26 protein-coding genes are annotated in these 25,403 nt (G+C 62.1%); 20 read left to right on the top strand and 6 right to left on the bottom strand.

Translation table 11 applies throughout. From position 1 onward, the window contains the following. Nucleotide 1: 1 nt before the first annotated feature. Both DMO26_RS07365 and DMO26_RS07360 read left to right on the top strand, forming a co-directional pair. On the top strand, nucleotides 2-763 hold the full coding sequence (locus DMO26_RS07365) for an AzlC family ABC transporter permease (protein ID WP_117191371.1): 762 nt from the start codon (nucleotides 2-4) through the stop codon (nucleotides 761-763). Continuing rightward, entirely contained in the window at nucleotides 760-1,098 is a 339-nt protein-coding gene (locus DMO26_RS07360) for an AzlD domain-containing protein (protein ID WP_117191370.1), read from the top strand. The genes DMO26_RS07365 and DMO26_RS07360 overlap by 4 nt, the downstream gene beginning before the upstream one ends. A 26-nt stretch (nucleotides 1,099-1,124) precedes the next feature. On the opposite strand, the gene DMO26_RS07355 is transcribed toward DMO26_RS07360, so the two are convergent. Genes DMO26_RS07355 through DMO26_RS07340 form a run of 4 tightly spaced genes read right to left on the bottom strand, consistent with a single transcriptional unit; the run spans nucleotide 1,125 to nucleotide 4,002 of the window. Continuing rightward, the gene (locus tag DMO26_RS07355; protein WP_117191369.1) at nucleotides 1,125-1,556 is read right to left on the bottom strand and encodes an HIT family protein; all 432 of its coding nucleotides are present in this window, start codon (nucleotides 1,554-1,556) and stop codon (nucleotides 1,125-1,127) included. A 43-nt stretch (nucleotides 1,557-1,599) separates the two neighbouring features. Continuing rightward, complete coding sequence (locus DMO26_RS07350; protein ID WP_117191368.1) at nucleotides 1,600-2,793, bottom strand: GNAT family N-acetyltransferase; 1,194 nt, start codon at nucleotides 2,791-2,793, stop codon at nucleotides 1,600-1,602. Nucleotides 2,794-2,803: 10 nt separating this feature from the next. Further along, nucleotides 2,804-3,535: a glycerophosphodiester phosphodiesterase gene (locus DMO26_RS07345; RefSeq protein WP_162894754.1), complete on the bottom strand. Its 732-nt coding sequence runs from the start codon at nucleotides 3,533-3,535 to the stop codon at nucleotides 2,804-2,806. Beyond that, nucleotides 3,532-4,002 carry a RidA family protein gene (locus DMO26_RS07340; RefSeq protein ID WP_117191367.1) on the bottom strand — a complete coding sequence of 157 codons (471 nt, stop codon included), beginning with the start codon at nucleotides 4,000-4,002 and terminating at the stop codon, nucleotides 3,532-3,534. The genes DMO26_RS07345 and DMO26_RS07340 overlap by 4 nt, the downstream gene beginning before the upstream one ends. 108 nt (nucleotides 4,003-4,110) lie before the next feature. Between DMO26_RS07340 and DMO26_RS07335 the strand changes: the two genes are divergently transcribed. The 18 genes from DMO26_RS07335 (at nucleotide 4,111) to lpxB (ending at nucleotide 23,195) form a co-directional block, all read left to right on the top strand. Then, nucleotides 4,111-4,959, top strand: coding sequence for a cell envelope integrity EipB family protein (locus DMO26_RS07335; RefSeq protein WP_117191366.1), 849 nt, complete (start codon nucleotides 4,111-4,113; stop codon nucleotides 4,957-4,959). Between the two features lie 417 nt (nucleotides 4,960-5,376). Further along, the gene (locus DMO26_RS07330) at nucleotides 5,377-6,456 is read left to right on the top strand and encodes a toxic anion resistance protein (protein ID WP_117191365.1); all 1,080 of its coding nucleotides are present in this window, start codon (nucleotides 5,377-5,379) and stop codon (nucleotides 6,454-6,456) included. 7 nt (nucleotides 6,457-6,463) lie between these two features. Continuing rightward, nucleotides 6,464-8,032, top strand: coding sequence for a vWA domain-containing protein (locus DMO26_RS07325; protein ID WP_117191364.1), 1,569 nt, complete (start codon nucleotides 6,464-6,466; stop codon nucleotides 8,030-8,032). Nucleotides 8,033-8,049: 17 nt separating this feature from the next. Next, complete coding sequence (locus DMO26_RS07320) at nucleotides 8,050-8,667, top strand: 5-bromo-4-chloroindolyl phosphate hydrolysis family protein (RefSeq protein ID WP_117191363.1); 618 nt, start codon at nucleotides 8,050-8,052, stop codon at nucleotides 8,665-8,667. Beyond that, a complete protein-coding gene (locus DMO26_RS07315) occupies nucleotides 8,667-9,773 on the top strand; it encodes a substrate-binding domain-containing protein (protein ID WP_117191362.1) in 1,107 nt (368 codons plus the stop codon). The genes DMO26_RS07320 and DMO26_RS07315 overlap by 1 nt, the downstream gene beginning before the upstream one ends. Before the next feature lie 195 nt (nucleotides 9,774-9,968). Then, nucleotides 9,969-10,736, top strand: coding sequence for a 30S ribosomal protein S2 (gene rpsB, locus DMO26_RS07310; protein WP_117191361.1), 768 nt, complete (start codon nucleotides 9,969-9,971; stop codon nucleotides 10,734-10,736). 258 nt (nucleotides 10,737-10,994) lie between these two features. Continuing rightward, nucleotides 10,995-11,921 carry a translation elongation factor Ts gene (gene tsf / locus DMO26_RS07305; protein ID WP_117191360.1) on the top strand — a complete coding sequence of 309 codons (927 nt, stop codon included), beginning with the start codon at nucleotides 10,995-10,997 and terminating at the stop codon, nucleotides 11,919-11,921. Between the two features lie 139 nt (nucleotides 11,922-12,060). Continuing rightward, entirely contained in the window at nucleotides 12,061-12,783 is a 723-nt protein-coding gene (gene pyrH, locus DMO26_RS07300; RefSeq protein WP_117191359.1) for a UMP kinase, read from the top strand. Nucleotides 12,784-12,829: 46 nt separating this feature from the next. Beyond that, nucleotides 12,830-13,387, top strand: coding sequence for a ribosome recycling factor (gene frr, locus DMO26_RS07295; RefSeq protein WP_117191358.1), 558 nt, complete (start codon nucleotides 12,830-12,832; stop codon nucleotides 13,385-13,387). Between the two features lie 57 nt (nucleotides 13,388-13,444). Further along, the gene (locus DMO26_RS07290) at nucleotides 13,445-14,188 is read left to right on the top strand and encodes an isoprenyl transferase (protein ID WP_117191357.1); all 744 of its coding nucleotides are present in this window, start codon (nucleotides 13,445-13,447) and stop codon (nucleotides 14,186-14,188) included. Then, the gene (locus DMO26_RS07285; RefSeq protein WP_117191356.1) at nucleotides 14,188-15,021 is read left to right on the top strand and encodes a phosphatidate cytidylyltransferase; all 834 of its coding nucleotides are present in this window, start codon (nucleotides 14,188-14,190) and stop codon (nucleotides 15,019-15,021) included. The genes DMO26_RS07290 and DMO26_RS07285 overlap by 1 nt, the downstream gene beginning before the upstream one ends. 41 nt (nucleotides 15,022-15,062) lie before the next feature. Then, nucleotides 15,063-16,184 carry an RIP metalloprotease RseP gene (gene rseP, locus DMO26_RS07280; protein WP_117191355.1) on the top strand — a complete coding sequence of 374 codons (1,122 nt, stop codon included), beginning with the start codon at nucleotides 15,063-15,065 and terminating at the stop codon, nucleotides 16,182-16,184. A gap of 197 nt (nucleotides 16,185-16,381) precedes the next feature. Next, nucleotides 16,382-18,745, top strand: coding sequence for an outer membrane protein assembly factor BamA (gene bamA / locus DMO26_RS07275; RefSeq protein WP_117191354.1), 2,364 nt, complete (start codon nucleotides 16,382-16,384; stop codon nucleotides 18,743-18,745). Between the two features lie 47 nt (nucleotides 18,746-18,792). Then, entirely contained in the window at nucleotides 18,793-19,857 is a 1,065-nt protein-coding gene (lpxD, locus tag DMO26_RS07270; RefSeq protein WP_117191353.1) for a UDP-3-O-(3-hydroxymyristoyl)glucosamine N-acyltransferase, read from the top strand. Then, nucleotides 19,850-20,314 carry a 3-hydroxyacyl-ACP dehydratase FabZ gene (gene fabZ / locus DMO26_RS07265; protein WP_117191352.1) on the top strand — a complete coding sequence of 155 codons (465 nt, stop codon included), beginning with the start codon at nucleotides 19,850-19,852 and terminating at the stop codon, nucleotides 20,312-20,314. The genes lpxD and fabZ overlap by 8 nt, the downstream gene beginning before the upstream one ends. Further along, a complete protein-coding gene (gene lpxA, locus DMO26_RS07260) occupies nucleotides 20,311-21,126 on the top strand; it encodes an acyl-ACP--UDP-N-acetylglucosamine O-acyltransferase (RefSeq protein ID WP_117191351.1) in 816 nt (271 codons plus the stop codon). Before fabZ ends, lpxA begins: the two co-directional genes overlap by 4 nt. Nucleotides 21,127-21,132: 6 nt before the next feature. Beyond that, a complete protein-coding gene (locus DMO26_RS07255; protein ID WP_117191350.1) occupies nucleotides 21,133-22,014 on the top strand; it encodes an LpxI family protein in 882 nt (293 codons plus the stop codon). Nucleotides 22,015-22,022: 8 nt separating this feature from the next. Continuing rightward, a complete protein-coding gene (lpxB, locus tag DMO26_RS07250) occupies nucleotides 22,023-23,195 on the top strand; it encodes a lipid-A-disaccharide synthase (RefSeq protein ID WP_117191349.1) in 1,173 nt (390 codons plus the stop codon). A 15-nt stretch (nucleotides 23,196-23,210) separates the two neighbouring features. On the opposite strand, the gene DMO26_RS07245 is transcribed toward lpxB, so the two are convergent. After that, the gene (locus DMO26_RS07245) at nucleotides 23,211-23,786 is read right to left on the bottom strand and encodes a class I SAM-dependent methyltransferase (protein WP_162894753.1); all 576 of its coding nucleotides are present in this window, start codon (nucleotides 23,784-23,786) and stop codon (nucleotides 23,211-23,213) included. A gap of 108 nt (nucleotides 23,787-23,894) precedes the next feature. Continuing rightward, nucleotides 23,895-25,184, bottom strand: coding sequence for a citrate synthase (gene gltA, locus DMO26_RS07240; protein WP_117191347.1), 1,290 nt, complete (start codon nucleotides 25,182-25,184; stop codon nucleotides 23,895-23,897). Between the last annotated feature and the right edge of the window lie 219 nt (nucleotides 25,185-25,403).

Raw genomic sequence — 25,403 nt, 5'->3', positions numbered from 1 at the left:
AATGTCTCCAGACAGTGACGACCGCCATGGTGGCCATGGGGCCTTGTTCTGGCTCTTTACGGGCATGCGCAATCTCCTGTCGCTGCCGGCGCTCATCCTGCTTACGTCGATCGTCGGATTCAGCGCCTTCGCACTGGAGTCCGGGCTGACGCGGGCGGAAGCCGTCTTCATGTCGCTGGCGGTCTGGGCGCTGCCGGCGCAGGTGATCCTCATCGGCACCATGGCAGGTGGGGCCAATATCGCCGCCTGCTTTCTTGCCGTGACGCTGTCCTCGATCCGAATGACGCCGATGGTCGCTTCGGTCATCCCCGAAATGCGCACCAAGCGGACACCGATCTGGCTCCTGCTCATCCTGTCGCATTTCATCGCCATCACGTCCTGGGTGTTTGCGATCACCACGCTGCGCAACGTACCGCGCGAATACCGGGCGATCTATTTCGCCGGGTTCGGCGTGACGCTGACGCTTACCGGAACCCTGGTCGTGGCGCTCTTCTATGGGCTTGCTGCGACCTTTCCGCCCTTCGTGGCCGGCGTGCTCTTCTTCATGACGCCGGTCTATTTCATTGCCTCGATCTGGGCGAGCGCCCATCAGCCGGTCGTCAAGTTCGCCTTCGTGGCCGGCGTGGTGCTCGGCCCCTCACTGACGCTGCTTACCCCGGAATTCGACGTGCTTTACGCGGGCATCGGCGGCGGTTCGATCGCCTACCTGATCGATCGTATCCGCCGGAAGAGAAAGCCCGCGGGTGCTGGAGCTGCGCGATGATGGAGGAATGGCGGACATTCATTTTCATCGCCGTCGCCGGTTTCCTCGCGACCGATGTCTGGCGCTGGCTCGGCGTCGTCGCCGGCAACCGGCTGAACGAGGATTCCGAGGCGCTCTATTGGGTGAGGGCGGTGGCGACCGCGCTTGTCATGGCCGTCACCGCAAAGCTGATCGTCTTCCCGACCGGGACGCTTTCCGGCTCACCGCTGTGGCTGCGTCTGGCTGCGGCCGGTATCGGTTTCGCGGTCTTCCTGGCCGCTGGCCGCAAGGTTGCGGTCGGCGTCGCCGTTCCGATGGCGATCCTCGTCGCCGGCTTGTGGTGGGTCGGGTTCTAGCCGGTGATTGCGCAGGGATAGGGAGATTATGCTCCCAGTTCGCCGATGATTTTTTCCGCATTGGCGGCAAGCACGCCGTGGTCTTCCATCTGGCCGGAATGCGGCTTCAGGGCCAGGCCCTCGTAACGCGGAATCACATGGAAATGCAGGTGATAGACTGTCTGGCCGGAGGCCGGCTCGTTGAACTGGATGACCGTGATGCCGTCCGCCTCGAAGGCCTCCCTGGCGGCCTTGGCGAGCTTCTGCACGACCGGCATCAGCTTTGAAAGCACTGTCGGATCGGCGTCGAGGATATTGCGCGACGGCGCTTTCGGAATGACCAGAAGATGGCCGGGCGACTGCGGCATGACATCCATGAAGGCGAGCGTATCGGCATCCTCGTAAACCCGGTGGCAGGGGATCTCGCCGCGCAGGATTTTGCCGAAGATATTGTTGCTGTCGTAGGCCTGGCCGCTCATGGATGTCCTCTCCTTGTTCTGATCGTATAGAAAACGGGGCGCTCTAATCCTGTTCCTGCTGCCGCTCGCCCTTGCGGAACGGGCTGTGCTCGGACAGGTATTCGTTCATGTATTCGACCTCCTGCCGCTCCCGCTCAAGATAGCCGGCGACGGCGCGGCGAAGTCCCGGATGGGCGATATAGTGCATCGAATGGGTGGTGACAGGCAGATAACCGCGCGCCAGCTTGTGTTCGCCCTGCGCACCCGCCTCGACCCGTTTCAGCCCCCTGGCCAAGGCGAAATCGATCGCCTGGTGATAGCAGACCTCGAAATGAAGGAAGGGATGGTCTTCGATGCAGCCCCAATGCCGGCCATAGAGCGCGTCGCCGCCGATGAAGTTGATCGCGCCGGCGATGTATTTGCCGTTGCGTTTGGCCATGACCAGCAGGATGTCGTCCGGCATGCGCTCGCCGATCAGCGAATAGAATGTCCGCGTCAGATATGGCCGGCCCCACTTGCGGCCGCCGGTATCCATGTAGAACGCGAAGAACTGGTCCCACATGTCTTCCGTCAGGTCCTTGCCGGTCAGCCAGTCAATGGTGATGCCGTGTTCGACCGCCGCGCGCCGCTCCTTCTTCAGCGCCTTGCGCTTGCGGGAGGCGAGGGTTTCCAGAAACGCGTCGTGGTTCTCGTATCCCTCGTTGAAGAAATGGAACTGCTTGTCGGTGCGGTGCAGGTAATCCGCCTCCTCGAAGGCTGAGAGCTGGTCTTCCGCCACGAAGGTCACATGCGCGGAGGAGATGCCGAGCTGGCGTGTCACTTCCTGGAGACCGGCGGCAAGTGTCAGCTCCGTCGAATCCTTGTCGTAACCGGAGGAAACGAGCAGCCGGGGTCCGGTCGCCGGCGTGAACGGCACCGAGCACTGCAGCTTCGGATAATAGCGTCCTCCGGCACGCTCGAAGGCGTCGGCCCAGCCATGGTCGAAGACATATTCGCCCTGGCTGTGGCTCTTCAGATAGCCGGGTACCGCGCCGATCAGCGCGCCTTCGTCGTTTTCCAGCAGGAGATGGTGCCCGTGCCAGCCGCTCTTGGCGGTGGCGGAGCCGGATTCTTCCAGCGCCGAAAGAAAGGCGTGCGACAGGAAGGGATTGTAGGGCGTCCCGGAGGAGGATTTCGAGGCGCCGGAAAGGCGCGACCAGCTTTCGCGGCTGATCGCGCAGAACGAATTTTCGATACGGATGGTGAGATTGCCGGCCATACTCTCGGACTTATGCGGCGGGAGACTCCCGCGGGTCAAAACCTTCGAAGGTCATCTGTTCGGCATATTTATAGGTATGTTCGCGCCCGTTTGCATCCCTCACGGTCCAGGTGATAACCGGAATTCCGGCCTGTCTCTGGGCGGTGATGAACGTGTTCGGCAGGTGCGGCCAATGATAGGAGATGAAGTCGAGGCCAAGCTGCATGGCTTCGTCGTGCCGGAAGAATTCCTCCGGCTTGTCGCCCATCGCGGTGAGGCCAAGCGGATAGGGCGCACCGGCCCTTTTCAGGTCGCGAAGGATGTGGTGGTCGAAGCTCATCAGCGCCACCTTGCCCTGATAACCTTCGAGCACTTCGAGCACCGCTTCCGCAAAACCGTCGTCCTCGCCTTCGCCCTTGCGGCCTTTGATCTCGATGACGAGCGGCACCTTGCCGGCGACGAGGTCGAGCATCTGCTTCAAGGTCGGCACCTTGTCCTTCGTGCCACCGATTGCGAGCAGGCCGAGTTCGGCGGAGGTCTTCTCGCGGATGTCGCCCTTGATGCCGCAGAGCCGTTCAAGGTCATGGTCGTGGAAGACGACCGGCACGCTGTCGGCGGCAAGCTGCACGTCGCATTCGATCGCAAATCCCGCTTCGGCCGCGCGGGAGAAGGCCGAGAGCGTGTTTTCCCAGACCTGATGGTTCATGTCGTGATAGCCGCGATGGGCAACCGGAAAGTCCTTGATCCAGGATGCGCCGGTCATGCTTCGATCTCGATGACGGCTTCGATTTCCACGGCGGCGTTGAGCGGCAGCGCCGCTACGCCCACGGCGGCGCGGGCGTGCTTGCCGGCTTCGCCCAGAATGTTAGCGATCAGGTTCGACGCGCCGTTGGTGACGATATGCTGCTCGGCGAAGCCCGGAGCGGAAGCGACGAAGCTCGAAAGCTTGACCATCCGCTTGATCCTGCCGAGGTCACCGCCCAAAGCGGCTTTCGCCTGGGCGAGGATGTTGACGGCGCAGAGCTCGGCAGCACGGCTTGCCGTGGCGACGTCCACGTCGGCGCCGACAAGACCGGTCACCGCCACCTTGCCGTTCTCGTTCGGCAACTGGCCGGAGATGAAGAGCAGGTTTCCGGTGATCACATAGGGCAGGTAATTGGCTGCAGGCGCGGCGGCGACGGGGAGCGTGATTCCCAGTTCCTTCAGGCGGCCATCGATGGCTTCGGTCATTTTCGACTCCCGTTTGTTGTAAATTCTTCAAAAATCCGGCATCAAGGCCTTAGCTTGGTCAGATGGCGTTCTTATAACACCCGGACTGAGTCCAACAGGAGAATGTGAATGTTGCGCAAGAGCCTCGGGGCGATCCTCGCCGGCGGTCTGGGCCTCACGGCCGCCACCTCTGCCGACGCGAACACCGAAAGCGGAGCGAGAGCGCTCCTGCCGCACCGCGCCATTTACGACCTGAAGCTCAAGGACGCATCGGAGCGGTCCGGCATCGAGGGCATGGTCGGCCGCATGGTCTATGAATTCACCGGCTCGGCCTGCACCGGCTTTTCCACCAGTTTCCGACTGGTGACCAAGATCGACACGGGCGAGGAGACACGTCTCAGCGACCAGCAGACCATCACCTACGAGGATCTCTCCGCCCGCCAGTTCCATTTCGAGACCAAATCCTTCACCGACGAGCAGCTCGACAAGCAGCTGAGCGGCGATGCGGCGATGGCGGAGAACGGCATCAAGGTCGAGATCGCCCAGCCGGACGGCCGCGAACTCGACCTGCCGGCGAGCGATTTCCCGACCGGCCATATGCTCGACGTCATCGAGAACGCCAAGCAGGGCAAGCATTTTTTCGAGGCGCGCGTCTTCGACGGTTCGGAGAACGGCGATCAGGCGCTCTTGACCACCACCGTGATCGGCAAGCAGCAGGATCCGGGCAAGGACGACGCGGATGCCGAAAAGGCTGGAGAATTCTCGAAGACGCCGTTCTGGCCGGTGACCATCGCCTATTTCAACGAGAGCGCGGTCGGCGATCCGACGCCGGTCTACAACATGTCGTTTAAACTCTACGAGAACGGCATCACCCGGGATCTCACCATGGATTACGGCGACTTCGTGCTCTCCGGCAACTTGGTGAAACTGGAAATGCTGAAACAGCAGCAGGATCCGTGCCCAGTTCCGGCAAAGTAAGTGCCGGCAAAATAAGAGCCGGCAAAGAAGGGTGGGAGATTGCCGCTGCCGATTTTGCGTCGGGGCGTATCAATGGAAGGTAAAGCGGTAAGAGACCTTCGTGCTGGTCTTCAGCTCGCAGCTTTTCAGCTTCGCGGTGCTGCGAATTTCCGTCGTCTTCTGCTGATCCTTATGGCGGCAGATGATCCGGCTTGAGGGACGACGTCCCGCCAAAGATCGCACGGTCCGAATCTGCGCCTTCTTGTCATGAAACTGTCATGCCCAATTCCTTAGTGTGTGGCCGCGTCGGGCATTGCGGGGGCCGCGAAGAATAGCCGCCAGGCTGGCCGTCACCCACACGGCTCCCTGATCATTCCCGCCGCATCGGTCTTGTTTAACAGGGCCGACGGTGAAACAGAGCGCTGCAGGGATGACACCATGGCGGACACCGACGTAGTTGCCACCACTTCCAATGCCAATCTTCCCGTTGTTTCCGCCGATCCGGCGGAAATCGCCCGCATCTCCGACAATATCGACCTGAGCGACCGCTCCTCCGTCGCCGTCTTCGGGGACCGCGCGCAGCAGTCGGTCACCGATTATGCCGACCGCATCCTCCGCGAAGTCCGCAACAAGGACATGGGCGAGGTCGGCCGGCTGCTCAACGACATCATCCTGAAATCCAAGAACCTCGATCCGGCCTCGATCAAGGAAGGCGGCTTCTTCACCCGTATGTTCCAGTCGGCCGAGGCGCGGCTGACCCGCTTCAAGGAAGAGTTCGAGGACGTCGCGGGCCAGATCGACCGCATCGGCCTCGAGCTCGACCGTCACAAGGACACGCTCCGCCGCGACATCGCGCTGCTCGACGACCTCCATGACGAGACCAAGCAGTCGATCGTCAAGCTCGACGCCTATGTGCAGGCCGGCAAGGCATTCGCCGAAAACTTCCGCGCCACTGAACTGCCGAAGCTGAAGACAGCCGCCGAGGCGGCCGCGACAAATGCCGGCGGGGGGCTCATCGAGGCGCAGACCTATCAGGATAATTTGCAGGCGCTCGATCGGCTGGAAAAACGCATCTTCTATCTGCAGCAGGCCCGCCAGCTCGGCATTCAGCAATTGCCGCAGATCCGCATCGTCCAGTCGGGCGACGAGACGCTGATCGAGAACCTGCAGGCCACCTCGGCGCTGACCGTGCCGGCCTGGAAGCAGAAGATGGTCATCCTGCTCGGCCTCAATCGCCAGAAATCGGCGCTCGAACTCCAGAAGACCGTCACCGACGCGACCAACGAGATGATCCGCCAGGCATCCGCGATGATGAAGGACCAGGCGATCGCCATCGAGGAGCAGTCGCAGCGCGGCATCGTTGACATCGATACCCTGGAACAGGCAAACCGCGATCTGATCGATACGATCAGCGGCGTGCTCCGGGTTCAGGAGGAGGGACGCCAGAAGCGCGCCGACGCCGAAAAGCGCATGGAGCAGCTGACGACCGACCTCAAGAAGGCGATGACAGAGGCCTGATGCGCCGATGAAAAGAACCGCCGCCTTCGCGTTCGGCCTCCTGGCGCTCGTTTCCCTTGCCGGCTGCAATTTCGGCAAGGGGCCGGATTTTTCGATCGTTTCCGGCTCTGAGAACACCGTCATTCAGCCGATCGTCGAGGAATTCTGCAAGCAGAAGAACGCCACCTGCATCTTCAAATATGAGGGAACGCTGGATATCGGCCTGGCGCTGCAAAGCGAGGCCGGCGTCGGTGAGGACGCCGTCTGGCCGGCCTCCAGCGTGTGGGTCGACATGTTCGACACCCGCCGTCGCGTGAAGGGGCTCACCTCGATCGCCCAGACGCCGGTCGTTCTCGGTGTCCGCAAGTCGAAGGCGGAAGCACTCGGCTGGATCGGCAAGCAGGTGTTCATGAAGGATATCCTGGCGGCGGTGCAGTCCGGCTCGCTGAAATTCCTGATGACTTCGGCGACGCAGTCGAATTCCGGCGCCAGTGCCTATCTTGCCATGCTGTCGAGCGCGCTCGGCAACAAGCCGGTCATCGAACCCGGCGACCTCGGGGACGCGAATGTCCAGAAGACGGTGAAGGCGCTGCTGTCGGGCGTCGAGCGATCCTCCGGCTCCTCCGGATGGCTCGCCGATCTCTACGTGGATTCGGCCAGGCGCGGCACGCTCTACGACGCGATGTGGAATTACGAGGCGGTGCTGAAGGAGACCAACGACAAGCTCGCCGGCATTCAGCAGGAGCCGCTTTATGCGATCTATCCGGCCGATGGCGTCGCCGTTGCCGATTCACCGCTCGGCTTCGTCGATCATGGCCGGGGAGCGGAGGTCCAGACCTTCTTCAACGATCTGCTCGTTTATCTGCGCACGCCGGATATCCAGAAGCGCATCGCCGCGACCGGCCGCCGCATTCCGCTCGCCGATGTTTCGGCGCCGCCCGAACCGCTCTGGAACTTCGATCCCGGGAAACTGGTCACGGCGATCCGCATGCCGGAGCCGCAGGTCATTCGCGAGGCGCTGACGCTTTACCAGGCGGCGCTGCGCAAACCGTCGCTGACCGCGCTTTGCCTCGATTTTTCTGGCTCGATGTCGGGTGATGGTGTGACGCAGCTGAAGAATGCCATGCGCTTTCTGCTGACGCCGGCCGAGGCGAGCCGCGTGCTCGTCCAATGGTCGCCGGCCGACCGTATCGTCGTCATCCCGTTCAACAGCGCGCCCCGCCGGCCGATGGAGGCGAGCGGCGATCCGCTGGAGCAGGAAGGCCTGCTGAATGCCGTTCTCAACGAGCAGCCCGGTGGCGGAACCAACATGTATGCATGCGCCGATCTCGCCATGCAGCAGATTGCGCGTATGCCCGATGTTGCGAACTATCTGCCGGCGATCGTCATCATGACCGACGGCCGGTCGGATGATAACAGCCTGTTTTTCCTCAATCGCTGGAACGCGGCCAAGCCGCGCGTGCCGATCTTCGGAATCACTTTCGGCGATGCCGACAAGACGCAGCTGGATGGGCTCGCCAAGGCCACGTCCGCCCGCGTTTTCGACGGAGGGGCCGATCTTGCAGCGGCCTTTCGCACCGTCCGTGGCTACAATTGAGGCGCGGTTGTAACTGAATGCGCAAATGGTTCGGCAATGACTGGAACTGGATCGTGGCGGGGTTGGCCGCCGCGGTGGTGATTCCCGTCCTGACTTTCGTGATGATGATGCCGATCCTGATCGCCTTCGGCATCGGCGTCTTCGTGTTCGCCGGCCTCGTCTTCCTGCTCGCGCCGCGCCGCATGTTCGAGGGGATCGACGGAAAGGCGATCGGCCGCGGCCGTCTCGAATTCGTCCGCGAGCTCATGGCGAATGCCGTGCCCGCCGCCGAGCGGCTGGAGGCCGCCTCCGAACGCATTTCCGACAAGGACACCGCCAGGCGTGTGCGGCATCTTGCCGAGATTGCCGCCGACGTTTTTGCCAAGGTCGAGGCGAACCCGGAAAATGCCGGTGCGGTGCGCCGTTTCCTGAGCTATTATCTGCCGCGCGCCGCAGAGGTCGCCGAAGGGTTTGCGATGGTCGAGGCCAAGCGCGCGCCCGATAGCAAGCAGTTGCAGGACGTGGGCGACGTGCTGGCGAAGCTCGAGGACGCCTTCGTCCATTACGCCGACAGCCTGATCGAGGAACAGCTCGACAGTCTCAATACCGACCTGCGCCTCATCCAGGCATCGCTCAAAGAGGACCTTGAACGCTGATGGCGATTTCCAGACGCGCCTTTGGAGTGGGCTTGCTGGCGACCGGCGCCGTCGGCACCGGCGGTTATCTGGTGGTGAAAGACCGGCCGGAATTGCAGGGACTGCTCGGCAACCGCTTGAACCTCTTCGGCTTCATCGGCGGCGAGAAGGAATCCTTCCTGGCCGATCCGGATGTGGTGCGGGCGCTCGGCAGCCGCGGCCTGACGATCCAGAGCCGGGTGGCCGGCTCGGTGGAAATGGTGCGCGAGCAGGCGCTGCTTTCCCAGAAGCCGCAATTCCTGTGGCCATCCTCGTCGATCATGGTCGACATCGCTCGCCAGAACGGTATCAAGATCCGCGACGACCGCGTCGTCCTGAACACGCCGATCGTCGTCTATTCCTGGCAGCCGGTGGCGGACGGCCTGATGCAGGCAGGGCTCGTGACGAAAACGGCCGCCGGCCACCACCAGCTCGACCTGAAGGCGCTGCTGGATGCGATCCTTGCCGGCACCGACTGGTCAAAGCTCGGCGTCAACATGCTCTATGGCCGCTCGCGCATCGTCTCGACCGATCCGAACCGTTCGAATTCCGGCTTCATGTTCGCCGGCCTCGCATTGAGCCTGCTGAGCGGCAACCTGGCGACGCCGGAAGCGCTTGCCGAATTCGGTCCCAAGACGCAATCGATCTTCCGCAACATGGGCTTCAAATCGCCGTCCTCGGGAAAACTGTTCGAACAGTATCTCGCCGGCGGCATCGGCGGCGAACCGATGATCGTCGGTTACGAGAACCAGCTCGTCGAATGGATCCTCGCCGACCGCGCTCGCTGGGAGCGCATCATGTCCGGTTCGGGCGCAAAGCCTGTGATGCTCTATCCGCGCCCGACAGTCTATTCCTCGCACCCGCTGATCGTCATCGACGAGCAGTCGCAGCGCCTGATGGATGCGCTCACGACCTCCGCCTTGCAGCAGCTTGCCTGGGAAAAGCACGGCTTCCGCGGGCCGCTCGGCACGCCGACCGGCAATCTCGACGGGTCGCTTGCCGGCATGCTGCCGCCCGATATTGATGCCGTCCTGCCGATGCCGGATGCCGGCGTGATGCTGCCGCTGCTCGGCCTCCTGGCGAGATGAGGGATTTTTGATGCCTTTTCGGTCTTGGGTCCGCATCGGTCTTGCTTTTGCGGCAAATCGCATGTATGGGCACCCGCATTCCACACGTAAGGCATGGGATTGTCCGGGAGAAATCCGGATCGTTCCGCCCGGTGGCGGTCCCGAAGGGATCGCTGTTCGCCTTGCGGAGGTTCAACCGGAAAAGGAGAAAAAGGCATGGCATTGCCTGATTTCAGCATGCGCCAGCTTCTGGAAGCTGGTGTTCACTTCGGCCACCAGACTCATCGCTGGAACCCGAAGATGAAGCCGTACATCTTCGGCGATCGTAACAACATCCACATCATCGACCTGGCTCAGACCGTTCCGATGCTGTCGCGCGCCCTGCAGGTCGTGTCCGACACCGTCGCCCGCGGCGGCCGCGTACTCTTCGTCGGCACCAAGCGCCAGGCTTCCGAACTGATCGCCGATTCGGCGAAGCGTTCGGCCCAGTATTACGTCAACTCCCGCTGGCTCGGCGGCATGATGACCAACTGGAAGACCATTTCGAACTCGATCCAGCGCCTGCGCAAGCTCGACGAGATCCTCGGTTCGGAACAGTCCGGCTACTCCAAGAAGGAGCGCCTGAACCTCGAGCGCGAACGCGAGAAGCTTGAAAAGGCCCTCGGCGGTATCCGCGACATGGGCGGCACCCCGGACCTGATGTTCATCATCGACACCAACAAGGAAAAGATCGCCATCGACGAAGCCAAGCGCCTGGGCATCCCGGTCGTCGCGATCATCGACTCGAACTGCGATCCGGACCTGATCGACTACCCGATCCCGGGCAACGACGACGCCTCGCGCGCCATCGCTCTCTACACCGACCTGATCGCCCGCGCCGCCATCGACGGCATCGCCCGCCAGCAGGGCGCTTCGGGCCGCGACCTCGGCGCTTCCGCCGAAGCCCCGATCGAGCCGGCCCTCGAAGGCGAAGCAGAAGCCTGAGGCTGCCTGTAAGGGCGGCTTGGCCGCTCCGCTTTGAAATGCGACAGAGGCCAGAGATACCAATATCCCTGGCCTTCGTCGTTTCAGGCGATCGTCTCCGCCGGACGTAAAAGCAAGCTTTGCTCCGTCGTCGAGGCAGTCGCCGTCGTGATGTCCTTCATCACGCTGTCATACTTCCGGGTACATTCGTCCCCAAAACCTTGAGTCTGCCGATGTTTTTCCGGCGACACGCCAAATGAACCGATAAGAGGCACGAAAATGGCTGAAATCACCGCTGCACTGGTTAAGGAACTGCGCGAAAAGTCCGGCGCAGGCATGATGGACTGCAAGAAGGCGCTCGCCGAAACCAATGGCGACATCGAAGCAGCGATCGACTGGCTGCGCGCCAAGGGCATCGCCAAGGCCGACAAGAAGTCCGGCCGCACCGCAGCCGAAGGCCTGATCGGCATCGCCGCCGCCGGCCACAAGGCCGTCGTTGTCGAAATCAATTCGGAAACGGATTTCGTCGCCCGTAACGATGCTTTCCAGGACCTCGTCCGCGGTGTCGCGAACGTCGCGCTTTCGACCGACGGCACCGTCGAGGCGATCGCTGCGGCGACCTATCCCGCATCCGGCAAGCCGGTCGCGGACACGATCAAGGATGCCATCGCCACGATCGGCGAGAACATGACGCTGCGTCGTGCAGCCATGCTCCAGGTCGAGCACGGCGTGGTTGCGACCTATGTCCACAACGCCGCCGGCGACGGCATCGGCAAGCTCGGCGTCCTGGTTGCCCTGAAGTCGGTCGGCGACAAGGAAGTCCTCTCCTCGATCGGCCGTCAGGTCGCCATGCACATCGCTGCCACCAACCCGCTCGCCATCCGCGCCGAGGAAGTCGATCCGGCCGTCGCCGAGCGTGAGCGCAATGTCTTCATCGAGCAGTCCCGCGCTTCCGGCAAGCCGGACAACATCATCGAGAAGATGGTCGACGGCCGCATGCGCAAGTTCTTCGAAGAAGTCGCCCTTCTGTCGCAGGCTTTCGTCGTCAATCCGGAGCTGACCGTCGGTCAGGCCGTCAAGGATGCCGAAAAGCTCGCCGGCGCCTCGATCGAAGTCACCGGCATGGCGCGCCTTCTGCTCGGCGACGGCGTCGAGAAGGAAGAAACCGATTTCGCGGCAGAAGTCGCAGCGGTTGCCAAGGGCTGATCCTTCGCGGGTTCAGTGCGGATATTCATTATCTAAAGCGATTAAAAAGCAGCGGGGCACCGGGTGACAAGCCGGTGCCCTTCGTGTATCGGCAACCCGTTTGCCCATCAGAATGCAGTTTCGATCTCAAGGAGTTCCCATGTCGCCCAAGCCAATCTACAAGCGCGTCTTGCTCAAGGCCTCCGGCGAGGCACTGATGGGGGGCCAGGGGTTCGGCATTGACGTCGCGGTCGCCGACCGGATCGCCTCGGACATTGCCGAGGCGCGCGCCATGGGCGTCGATGTCGGCGTGGTGGTCGGCGGCGGCAACATCTTCCGCGGCGTCGCCGTCGCTTCGAAGGGTGGTGACCGCGTGACCGGCGACCACATGGGCATGCTCGGCACCGTCATCAACGCGCTGGCGCTGGCGACCTCGCTGCGCAAATTGAACATCGACACGGTCGTCCTTTCGGCGATCTCCATGCCGGAAATCTGCGAGAGCTTTTCGCAGCGCCAGGCGCTGCATCACCTGGCGCAGGGCAGGGTGGTGATCTTTGCGGGCGGCACCGGCAATCCATTTTTCACCACCGATTCGGCCGCGGCCCTGCGCGCCGCCGAAATCGGTGCGGAAGCGATCTTCAAGGGAACCCAGGTGGACGGTATCTATTCCGCCGACCCCAAGAAGGATCCGAAGGCCACCCGTTTCGACACGCTGACGCATAGCGAAGTCCTCGATAAGGGACTTGCCGTCATGGACGTGGCGGCGGTCGCGCTTGCCCGCGAGAATGCGATCCCGATCATCGTTTTCTCCATCCATGAGAAGGGTGGCTTCGCACAAATCTTGACCGGCGGCGGTCTCAAGACCATCGTAGCCGACAACTGAGGCGCGGCCTGTTGGCCGGCCGCACCAACAATACGGGAGTAGACGGATGAGTGGAATCGATCTCAACGACATCAAGCGCCGCATGGACGGCGCCATCGGCGCCTTCAAGAGCGACATCGCCTCGCTGCGCACCGGCCGCGCCTCGGCCAACGTTCTCGATCCGGTGATGGTCGAAGCCTATGGCTCGCGCGTGCCCCTCAATCAGGTCGCCAACATCTCTGTGCCGGAGCCGCGCATGTTGTCGGTTTCGGTCTGGGACAAGTCGATGGTACGGGCCGTCGATACCGCCATCCGCGAATCACATCTCGGCCTCAATCCGATTGTCGATGGCCAGAACCTTCGCATTCCGCTGCCCGAACTCAACGAGGAGCGTCGCAAGTCGCTGGTCAAGGTTGCCCATGATTATGCCGAAAAAGCCAAGGTGGCGGTCCGCCATGTGCGCCGCGACGGCATGGACGGCCTGAAAAAGGCCGAAAAGGACGGCGTAATCGGTCAGGACGACAGCCGCGCGCAATCGGAAAAGGTGCAGAAGATGACGGACGATACGATTTCCGAAGTCGACCGCTTGCTTGCGGACAAAGAAAAGGAAATCATGCAGGTCTAAAGTAAAAAGAACACCTGCTTCGGCCAGATCTTAGCCGCCAAAGGAACCGCATAAAATATGGCGAATCCGGAACTTCCGATCATTCCTCAACACGTTGCCATCATCATGGATGGCAACGGCCGCTGGGCCAACAAGCGTGGGCTGCCGCGCACGGTCGGTCACAGCAAGGGGGTCGAGGCGGTTCGGGAAACGGTGCGGGCCGCCGGCGAAGCCGGTGTCAAATACCTGACGCTTTTCGCGTTTTCTTCTGAAAACTGGAGCCGGCCGGAAAGCGAGGTCAGCGATCTTCTCGGCCTGCTTCGTCGATTCATCCGTCGCGACCTGGCGGAACTGCATCGGGAGAACGTGCGTATCCGGGTCATCGGCGAGCGTGAGAACCTGCGCGGCGACATCCTGCCGCTGCTCGTGGAGGCGGAGGAGACGACGCGGTTCAACACCGCGCTCACTCTGGTGATCGCCTTCAACTACGGTGCAAGGAACGAGATCGCCCGCGCCGTGGCGAAACTCGCCCGCGAGGTCGAGGCAGGCGTGCTCAAGGCTTCGGATATCGATATCGACCGGATCAGCCGCAGCCTGGACACCGCCGGCATTCCCGATCCGGAACTGATCATCCGCACCAGCGGCGAGGAGCGGCTTTCCAACTTCCTGCTCTGGCAGGCGGCTTATTCGGAACTGGTCTTCCTTCCGGAATATTGGCCGGACTTCGACCGAAAACTCTTCCACGACGCACTGCGGGTCTTTGCCTCACGCGACCGGCGTTTCGGCGGCCTGTCGAGCAAGACGGCCGCGGTGGGCGGTTGATGAGCGGGGAGCTGAAGCGCCGCATCCTCTCCGCCATCGTACTGGCGATCGTCGTGCTGGCCGCGACGTGGTACGGCGGTTTCTGGTTCCGTCTCGTCGCCGCCCTGATGGGCCTGCTGATCTATTACGAATGGTCGACGATCACCCGCCTGGCCGAGCGGAACTTTCGCACGAACGCCTTCGGCTGGCTGGTCGTCGCGTTGATCGCAGCCGATATCGTGCTTGGTGACGGCAGCTTTGCCGTGCCGATCCTCGGGGGATCGACGATCACCGCCGTTCTCCTGATGCTGCTTCGAAAGGCGAACGGATGGCTGCCGGGAGGCATTTTCTATGCGGGCCTGAGCGCGATCTCGCTTCCGGCGATCCGCGGCGAGGATCAGGCCGGCCTGGTGGCTACTCTCTTCATCTTCGCAGTAGTCTGGGCGACCGATATCCTCGCCTATTTCGTCGGCCGGGCGCTCAAGGGGCCAAAACTCGCTCCGAGGATCTCTCCCGGCAAGACGTGGTCCGGCGCGATCGGTGGCACGGTCGCGGGCGTGGTCGCGAGTTCCGCGCTGACGCTCGGGGTCTTTTCGCGCCTGTCTTTCTGGACCGTGGCGATCGCATTCCTTTTGTCCGTGGCGAGCCAGATCGGTGACCTTTTCGAATCCTTTATCAAGCGCCGCTTCGGCGTGAAGGATTCGAGCCACCTCATTCCCGGCCATGGCGGCGTCATGGATCGGGTCGACGGCCTCGTTTTCGCCTGTTTCGCAGCGTTTCTACTGACGCTTGTGCATGCGGCCGCGACTGGCCATCTCGATACGACGGTAGCAGGCTTCCTTTTCGGGTTCTGAGGTTTGCTTGCGGCCGATGTCATGTTGAAACGGAAACCTTGATGGCCATCTTCAGCTTCCTTACCGGCTATATCATCCCCTTCATCTTGGTCCTGTCGCTGCTCGTCTTCGTGCACGAGATGGGCCACTATCTCGTCGGCCGCTGGTGCGGCATCCGCGTCACCGCCTTTTCGGTGGGCTTCGGTCCCGAACTTGTCGGCGTCACCGACAGCCACGGCACGCGCTGGAAGCTGTCCGCCATCCCGCTCGGCGGCTACGTCAAGTTTTACGGTGACGACGACGTGGCGAGCCTGCCGGATGCAAGCGGCCTCCAGGGCATGAGCGAGGAAGAGAAGGCGCAGACGCTGGCGGGTGCAAAGCTGTGGAAAAGGGCGGCCACCGTTGCCGCCGGGCCGATCGCCAACTTCCTTCTCGCGATCGCGATCTTCGCAGTCCTTTTCACCGTCTACGGCAAGGTGGTGGCCGATCCGGTCGTTGCCGAAGTGCAGCCCAATAGCGCCGCCCTGGCAGCAGGCGTCCAGCCCGGCGACCGGTTGGTGGCGCTTGATGGCTCGCGCATCCGCACGTTCGATGACGTGCGCCGTTACGTCAGCATCCGGCCCGAGACGCAGATCATCGTCACGGTCGAACGTGACGGCAAGGATATCGACCTGCCGATGGTTCCGAAGCGGTCCGAAATCACCGACCAGTTCGGCAACAAGGTCGAACTCGGCCTGATCGGCATCGTCACCAACGAGCAGCGCGGCAATTTCCGCGTCGAGACCTTCACGCCGCTGCAGGCGATCGGCGAAGGTGTCGTTGAGACCGGCCATATCGTCACCGGGACGTTCCGCTATATCGGAAATCTGGTCACCGGCCGCATGAAGGCCGACCAGCTCGGCGGGCCGGTGCGGGTGGCCCAGGCTTCGGGCCAGATGGCGACGCTCGGCTTTGCCGCGGTCGTCCAGCTCGCCGCCGTTCTGTCGGTCTCGATCGGGCTTTTGAACCTCATGCCTGTGCCGGTATTGGACGGCGGTCATCTTGTCTTTTATGCCATCGAGGCGGTGCGCGGCCGTCCGCTCGGCGCCGGCGCGCAGGAAATCGCCTTTCGGATCGGGCTTGCGATGGTTCTGAGCCTGATGGTTTTCGCCACCTTCAACGATATCAGCAATCTGATCGGCTGATCCCCTTCAAATCGCAAAAGAAACCGTTTATTCACCATGTTTCCAACAGTTGCGTGGCCGTTGGGCCACGGCTATGAAGGAAGTAAATAGAAATTAACGCAATAGCTTGCTTGTAGGGCAAAAGAAGGTAAAACCACACACGTGGCCGGAGTCGGGTTCCGCCCGCCGAGGGACAACGGGAAAAGGTAAGAATTGAAATGAAGGCTGGTTCAAAGTTTTTGAACGCAGTGTCGGCGGTTGCGCTGTCTGCTAGTGTTGTTGCTTCGGGCGCAGGTGTTCTGGTGCTTGCTTCCGCACCGTCTGCCGAGGCGGCAGTGATCCGGAATGTTCAGGTTCGCGGCGCTCAGCGGGCAGGCGAGGAAGCTGTTCGTTCCAATCTGACCATCCGCCCGGGTGTCAGCTTTTCCAACACCGATATCGATGAATCCGTCCGCAAGCTCTATGCGACGGGCTATTTCTCCGATGTGAAGATCGCTGTTTCCGGCAGCACTCTGGTCGTGACGGTGAGCGAGAACCAGCTCGTCAACCAGGTCGTGTTCAACGGCAACCGCAAGATCACCGACGAGAAGCTGGCTGCCGTTGTGCAGACCCAGCCGCTCGGCCCCTACAGCCAGACGATGATCAATGCCGATATCGAGCGCCTGCGCGAAGCCTATCGCGCGATCGGCCGCGCCGATGTCGAGATCACCACCCAGACGGCGCCTGTCGGCCAGGGTCGCGTCAATCTCGCCTTCGTCGTCAATGAAGGGGATCGCACGAAGATTGCCGATATCGATTTCGTCGGCAATCAGGCCTATGGCGACGGTCGCCTGAAGTCGGTCATCATCACCAAGGAATCCGGCCCGCTCTCCTTCCTGACCCGCAAGGACGTCTACAGCGAGGACAAGCTGCGTGCCGACGAGGATGCGCTGCGTCAGTTCTACTACAACCACGGCTATCCGGACTTCCGGGTGATTTCCTCGAATGCCGTGCTTGATGAGGCGGCCAACAAGTACAATATCACCTTCACCGTCGAGGAAGGTCAGCACTACGAATATGGTCCGATCGCGGTCGAATCCACCGTGGAGGGCATCAGCGGCGACGACTTGAAGGGCCTCGTGGAGACCCGCCAGGGCAACACCTACAATGCCCGCGAAATCCAGAGGTCGATGGAAGCGATTTCCAAGCGTGTCGCGGCAGCCGGTTATCCGTTTGCGCGCGTGACCCCGCGCGGCGACCGCAACATGGGCAATCACACGATCGGCGTTTCCTATCTCGTCGATCAGGGCGAGCGCGCTTATGTCGAGCGCATCGAGGTACGCGGCAACACCCGCACGCGCGACTACGTCATCCGCCGCGAATTCGACTTTAGCGAAGGCGATGCCTTCAACCAGGAAATGATCTCGCGCGCCAAGCGCCGCCTGGAAGCTCTCGGTTATTTCACCACCGTCAACATTTCGACCGCACAGGGCAGCGCTCCTGACCGCGTCGTGGTGATCGTCGATGTGGAGGACCAGTCGACCGGCTCGTTCGGTATCGGCGCCGGTTACTCCGCAGGCGGCGATGGCTTCCTGCTCGAAGCCTCGATCGAAGAGAAGAACTTCCTCGGCCGCGGCCAGTTCATCCGTGTGGCGGTCGGCGGCGGTCTCGAAGAGGCGCGCAGCTACAACCTGTCGTTCACCGAACCGTATTTCCTGGGTTATCGCCTTGCGGCCGGTTTCGACCTCTTCAAGAGCACGACCTCTTCGAATTCCTATTATGACTACGAGGAGCAGGGCGTCACTCTGCGCGTAACCGCGCCGATCACCGAGGATCTGGCGACGACGTTCCGCTATACCTACAAGGAAATCAAATACGAGAACGATGGTGCCTACGGTACCGACGGCTTGCCGTTCACGGCCGACGACAACCTCTCCTATCCATATGTCTCGATGGTCAACGAGGGCAAGTTCGTCCAGTCGTCGATCTCGCAGACGCTTACCTACAATACGCTCGACAGCCAGACGCTGCCGCGCGAAGGCATCTATGCGACGATCACGCATGAATATGCCGGCCTTGGCGGCGACTCGGACTATTACAAGATCTCCGGCCGCGCCCGTTATTTCCATCTCCTTTCGACGGAAGCGGATTTGGTCGGTTCGGTTGCTGTCGGTGCCGGCCATGTCGTCTCGACGGGCGACAACCTGCATGTCTTCGATCAGTTCACCATCGGCGGCCGCCAGATTCGCGGCTTCGAAAACAATGGTATCGGCCCGAGGACAGTTGCTCACGGGGATTCGCTCGGCGGCACGACATATTTCACCGCCTCGGCTGAAGTCTCCATGCCGATGCCGGCCTTCCCGGAAGACTTCGGCCTGCGTGCGGCTTTCTTCGCCGATGCCGGTACGCTTTACGGCAACGACGTCAATACCGGCACCAGTGCGGTTCAGGGCACGGGCATGTCGTGGCGTGCCTCGGTCGGCGCAGGCATCATGTGGGCCTCGCCGTTCGGCAACATCCGCTTCGACTACGCTCATCCGGTCGTGAAGGAAGACTTCGACGAAACCCAGGAATTCCGGTTCAGCATGGCGAACCAGTTCTGATCATTCCGCCCGCTGGCCGGGCGGAAATCTGTTCTGGAGCTTGGCCTATGAACCACAATGAATTCTTTCCGCCCCATGGTGGCGTGAGCCTGCGTGAGTTGGCCGCCCATCTTGGGGCAGAGCTGTTGGACGAGAGCGCCGGCGGACGGATGATCCGGTCGGTGGCACCCGTTTCGCGGGCGGTCGAAGGGCAGGTCTGCTATATCCTGTCCCGCAAGAGCCGGCATGAGCTGGCAACCTGCCGCGCATCGGCGATCATCTGCGAGCCCGCGGTCAGCAGCATGATCCCGGATCATATTCCCGTTCTGCTGACGAAGGCGCCGCATGCGGCCTTTGCTTTGGCTGGTGCGCTTCTGCATCCGCTCGCCATGCGTCCGTCTCCGGTAACGTCCGCGACGGGAATTTCCCCAGCCGCTTTCGTGGATCCGACGGCGCGGCTCGAGCCCGGCGTCGAGGTCGAACCCATGGCGGTGATCGGCGCGCGGGCGGAGATCGGCAGCGGCACCCGCATCGGCGCGGGCAGCGTCATCGGCGCTGACGTCAAGATTGGCCGCGACTGCGCCATCGCCGCCGGTGCCAGCATCGTTGCGGCGCTGATCGGCAATGGCGTGATCATCCATAATGGCGCGCGCGTCGGGCAGGACGGTTTCGGATTTGCGCCAGGCCCGAGAGGCATGCTGAAGATCGTGCAAGTCGGACGCGTCATCATCCAGGACAATGTCGAGATCGGCGCCAACACGACGATCGACCGGGGTGCGATGGACGATACGGTCATCGGCGAAGGAACGAAGATCGACAATCAGGTGCAGATCGCCCATAACGTCCGCATAGGCCGGCATTGCGGCATTGCGGCAGGCGTCGGCATTGCCGGTTCCACGACAGTGGGCAATGGCGTATTGATTGGTGGAGCCGCGGCGATCAACGGGCATATCTCGATCGGCGATGGTGCACAGCTTGCCGCGTTCAGCGGAGTTGTCGGGAGCGTTCCCCCCGGCGTGGTTTATGGCGGCATACCGGCTCGTCCGATGAAGGATTTTCTGCGGGAAATGGCGGAAAAGATGGCGCATTCCGACGAGCGTGAAAAGCGCAGAGGAGAGAAGAAAAATGACTGATGAGACCAAGCCGGTGCTCGGTGCGGCCGACATTCAGGAAATCATGAAGCTGCTGCCGCATCGCTATCCGTTTTTGCTGGTCGACAAGATCATCGAGATTGACGGCGACAATTCCGCGATCGGCATCAAGAATGTGACTGCCAGCGAGCCGCATTTCACCGGCCATTTTCCGGAACGGCCGATCATGCCCGGTGTGCTGCTGGTGGAAGGTATGGCCCAGACGGCCGGCGCCATCTGTGCCCGCAAGGAAGGCGAGGGCGGTTATCTCGTCTATTTCATGACGATCGACAATGCCCGCTTCCGCAAGCCGGTCGTGCCGGGTGATCGCGTCGAATATCACGTCGTCAAGCAAAAGCAGCGCGGCAATATCTGGAAGTTTCACTGTGATGCCAAGGTCGATGGCGTTCTCGTGGCCGAAGCCGATATCGGCGCGATGATGCGTAAGGGCGAAGAATGAGCAAAATCGCGGCCAGTGCGCGCATCCACCCATTGGCGGTGGTGGAGGACGGCGCCGTGATCGGCGAGAATGTTGTCGTTGGGCCGTTCTCGCATGTGGGGCCGCGCGTTGTGCTGAAGGATGGCGTCGAGCTGATTTCGCACGCTGTTGTTACCGGCAATACGGAGATCGGCCGCAACGGCAGGATTTTTCCGATGGCGGTGATCGGTGGCGTTTCCCAGAGCCTTCACGAGGCGGGTGAAAATTCCAGCCTGACGGTCGGCGATAATTGCGTCATGCGCGAAGGCGTCACGATGAATTGCGGCACGGTCGGCGGCGGCGGCAGGACGGTGGTGGGCAACAATTGCCTTTTCCTCGCCAATTCACATGTCGCGCATGACTGCCAGCTCGGCAACGACATCATCATGTCCAACAATGTCATGCTGGCGGGTCACGTGTATGTCGCCGATCGCGCCATTCTGGGTGGCGGTTGCGCCGTGCACCAGTTCACGCGCATCGGCCGGCAGGCCTTCATCGGGGGGCTGACGGCCGTCAATTACGACGTCATTCCCTATGGCATGCTGAACGGCAATCCCGGCATTCTCGGCGGACTGAACGTCGTCGGCATGACGCGCGCCGGCATCGAACGTTCGACGATCCATGTGGTGCGCCGCGCCTTCAAGCAGATTTTCGAGGGCGAGGGTAACATCCGCGCCAATGCGGCGGCCATTCGCGATGAGTATACGGATTGCAGGGAAGTGATCGAGATCCTCGACTTCATCGCCGCCGACAGCGATCGCGCCATTTCCTCGCCGTTCCGCGGCAAGGGCTGAGCCGTCATGGCCGGCCTCCCGAGCCTTGCGCCGAAGGGCCGGCTGGCGATCATCGCCGGGAAGGGCTTTCTGCCGCTGCATGTCGCGAGAGCTGCACGGGAAACCGGCGAAATGCCTCTCGTCGTCGCGCTCGCGAACGAGGCCGATCAAAGCTTTGAAGACTTCGAGATGGTCTCCGTCGGGGTCGGCGATCTTGCCGCCATCGAGCGCCTGTTTCGCGAAAAGGGCGTGACCCGTGTCATCCTCTCCGGCGGCGTCGCCCGCCGCCCCGATTGGCGCGACATCCATCCGACCTTCCGCACCATCCTGAAAATTCCCTCGGTTGTCCGCACGCTTCTTTCCGGCGGCGACGATTCCGTCCTGCAGATGGTGATCAAGCTCATCGAGGGAATGGGTTGCAAGGTGCTCGGCGCCCACGAGATCGTGGCGGGGCTTCTGGCGAGAACCGGGCCGCTTGGCGCTCATCAGCCGTCGCAGGACGATCGCCGCGATATCGAGAAGGCGGTCGAGGCTGCCCGTCGTCTCGGCGAGTTGGATATCGGCCAGGGAGCCGTCAGCGTCGGCGGTCGCGTCGTGGCCCTTGAAGGCGTGGAGGGGACTGACCGGATGCTGGAGCGCGTAGCTGCTCTGCGCGCCGAAGGCCGCATTTCGGCCCGCCGCAAGGGCGTGCTGGTCAAGCTCTGCAAACCGCAGCAGGATATGCGCGCCGATCTGCCGACCATCGGCCCCTCGACGGTGGAGAACGCCATCAAGGCGGGACTTGCCGGTATTGCGATAGAAGCCGGACGTGCGCTGGTGCTGGAAGAGGCAAGGATGATCGCCGTGGCCGACGCCGCCGGCCTGTTCGTCTGCGGCATCGATCCGGGCCTGTCCCCGGGAGGATTGTGAGGATTGTGATGGTCAAGACCCTGAAGGTCGGCGTCATCGCCGGCGAAGTTTCCGGTGACCTCCTGGGCGGCGATCTGATTGCGGCCCTGAAGGAGGCCCACGATGGCCCGGTCGAACTCGTCGGCGTCGGCGGCGAATCTCTCGAAGCACAGGGCCTGAAGTCGCTCTTCGACTTTTCGGAGCTTTCGATCATGGGGCTGACCCAGGTGCTCGCGCGCCTGCCGAACTTGATCCGGCGGATCAACCAGACCGCCGCGGCGATCGTCGCGGCGAAGCCGGACGTGCTGGTCATCATCGACAGCCCCGATTTCACCCATCGCGTCGCCAGGAAAGTGCGTGCCGCACTGCCCGATCTATCGATTGTCGATTACGTCTGCCCGAGCGTCTGGGCCTGGAAGGAATATCGCGCCAAGGCCATGCTCGGTTATATCGACCATGTGCTGGCGGTGCTGCCCTTCGAGCCGGAGGCCATGAGGCGCCTGGGCGGCCCCGAGACCACCTTCGTCGGCCACCGCCTGACCGACGACCCATCCTTGCTGAAGGTCAGGGCCATTCGGGCCGAGCGGCCGGTAAAGGCGAAGGACGAGCAGAAAACCATCCTGCTCCTGCCCGGCTCGCGCTCTGCCGAGATCAAGGCGCTTCTGCCGGTCTTCGGCGAGGCGGCCCGTGAATTCGCGTCTCGCAACGGTCCCACCCGTTTCCTGCTGCCGACGGTGCCCCGCCGGGAGGCCATGGTCCGTGAACTTGCAGCGGCACTTCCGATCCAGCCCGAAATCACCGCGGACACGCAAGAGAAATGGGCGGCCTTTGCGGAAGCGGATGCCGCGATCGCCGCATCCGGCACGGTGATCCTCGAACTTGGCCTTGCGGGCATCCCGGTCGTTTCCGCCTACAAGACCGACTGGCTGATCACCATGCTGGCCAAACGCATCAAGACGTGGTCGGGCGCGCTTCCCAACCTCATCGCCGATTACGCCGTGGTGCCGGAATACGTCAATGAGGTGGTGCGGCCTGGCAGCCTCTGCCGCTGGGCGGAAAGATTGTCGTCCGACACCACGCAACGGCGCGCGATAATGGAAGGCTTCGATCTGACCTGGCAGAGGCTGCAGGTTCCGGTGCCGCCCGGCGAAGCGGCCGCGGGGATCGTTCTCCGGCTTCTGGATGAGAAGAAATCCCGCTGACCGGAACGTTCGCCTTCAGGGACGGCGGCAGACGACATGGTATACGTGCCAGTGCTTTTCGGCGCCCATCGCCGTCATGCCCTGAGTGTCTTCCTCCCTGCACCAGACCACCTCCCATGTCGACAGCATCTCCTCCAGCTTGGCCCTTGCCAGGATCCAGAGCCCGCTTGTCGCCCAGTCGTCGTTGACACCGAAGAACTGCCCGGAAAACACGCCGCCCCGCGGCAGCGCGTTCTCGATGTTTTTCCAGACCACCTCGGCCCTCGCAGGATCGACGAAGGGCAGGCAATAGCTGGCATTGATGAGGTCCGCTTTTGCAAGATTCATGGTCTCGAACGTGTCGCGGACGATGGTCAATCGTTCACGTGCTTCTTCGGGCAGTTGCTGCCGCAGCTTGACTAGGGCTGAAGTCTCGCCGTCAAGCGCCGTGACGTGGAAACCGCTTTGAAGAAGTGCCCGTGTATCGCGGCCGGCCCCGCATCCGAGATCGATGGCCAAGCCCGGTTTTTCAAACAGCTTCAGCGCCCGCTCCAGCGTCTCGCGAGGCCTGCCATCGGCCGTGCGTTGCTGGTAGGCTTTCCAGTCCGTCATTCCACGCTCCTCCCGTTGGCGGCAGGATAGAGCACAATGCAAAACACCCGCAATCGAGTTGCGGGTGTTCATTCGGCAGTTAAACGGACTGAAATCCGCTGGCTGTAATCAGCGCTTGGAAATCGGCACGTAGTCGCGCTGCGGTTCGCCGGTATAGAGCTGGCGCGGGCGGCCAATGCGTTGCTGCGGATCTTCGATCATTTCGGCCCATTGGGCGATCCAGCCCACGGTGCGGGCGAGAGCGAAGAGCACGGTGAACATGGTGGTGGGGAAGCCCATCGCCTTCAGCGTGATGCCCGAATAGAAGTCGATGTTCGGATAGAGCTTCTTTTCGATGAAATATTCATCGGTCAGCGCGATGCGCTCCAGTTCCATGGCGACCTGCAGCAGCGGATCGTCCTTGTGGCCGAGTTCGCCGAGAACTTCATGCGTGGTCTTCTGCATGATCTTGGCGCGCGGATCGTAGTTCTTGTAGACGCGGTGACCGAAGCCCATCAGACGGAACGGGTCGTTCTTGTCCTTGGCGCGGGCGATGTATTCCGGGATTTTGTCGACCGTGCCGATTTCCATCAGCATGTTGAGCGCCGCTTCGTTGGCGCCGCCGTGAGCCGGGCCCCAGAGGCAGGCAATGCCGGCCGCGATGCAGGCGAACGGGTTGGCGCCCGAGGAACCGGCGAGGCGGACAGTCGAGGTCGAGGCGTTCTGCTCGTGGTCGGCATGCAGGATGAAGATGCGGTCCATGGCGCGCGACAGAACCGGGTTGACCACATAGTCTTCGCACGGAACGGCAAAGCACATGCGCAGGAAGTTCGACGCATAGTCCAGGTTGTTCTGCGGGTAAACGAAGGGCTGGCCGATATGGTATTTGTAGGCCATCGCCGCAAGCGTCGGCATCTTGGCGATCATGCGCAGCGAAGCGACCATGCGCTGGTGCGGATCGGTGATGTCGGTCGAGTCGTGATAGAAGGCCGAAAGCGCGCCGACGCAGCCGCACATGACGGCCATCGGATGGGCGTCGCGGCGGAAGCCGGTGAAGAAACGGCTCATCTGCTCATGCACCATCGTGTGGTGGGTCACGCGATAGTCGAAATCCTTCTTCTGGGCAGCGGTCGGCAATTCTCCGTAGAGAAGCAGGTAGCAGGTTTCCAGAAAGTCGCCCTGCTCGGCAAGCTGTTCGATCGGATAGCCGCGATGCAGAAGAATGCCTTCGTCGCCGTCGATATAGGTGATCTTGGATTCGCAAGACGCCGTCGAGGTGAAGCCCGGGTCGTAGGTGAAGGTGCCGGTATGTTTGTAGAGGGCGCCGATGTCGACCACGTCGGGGCCGATGGAGCCCGACTTGATCGGCAGATCGACTTTTTTGTCACCGATTACCAGATTTGCGCTTTTATCCGTCATGCTGATCCTCCAACCTTTTGGCGGCATGGCGCCCTAAAAGCGCCACAAGAATTAAGCGTCCACAGCTTTGCTATATGATCCGAAAGCTGATGCCAAGCTGTCCTGACGGCATTTTGTGCAGCGCGAAAAATTATTGGGCAGAGGCTTGTGCCGGGGTCTCCAACTTGGTGTTGCAACCCGCCTCAGGCCCTTAGGATTGCTGAGTTTTGCCGGGCGGTT

It is taken from the genome of Rhizobium terrae, assembly GCF_003425685.1.
In the GTDB taxonomy this organism is placed as follows: Bacteria; Pseudomonadota; Alphaproteobacteria; order Rhizobiales; family Rhizobiaceae; genus Neorhizobium; species Neorhizobium terrae.
The sequence above is the reverse complement of the archived record's forward strand: the minus strand, read 5'-3'. Positions and strand labels throughout refer to the sequence as shown.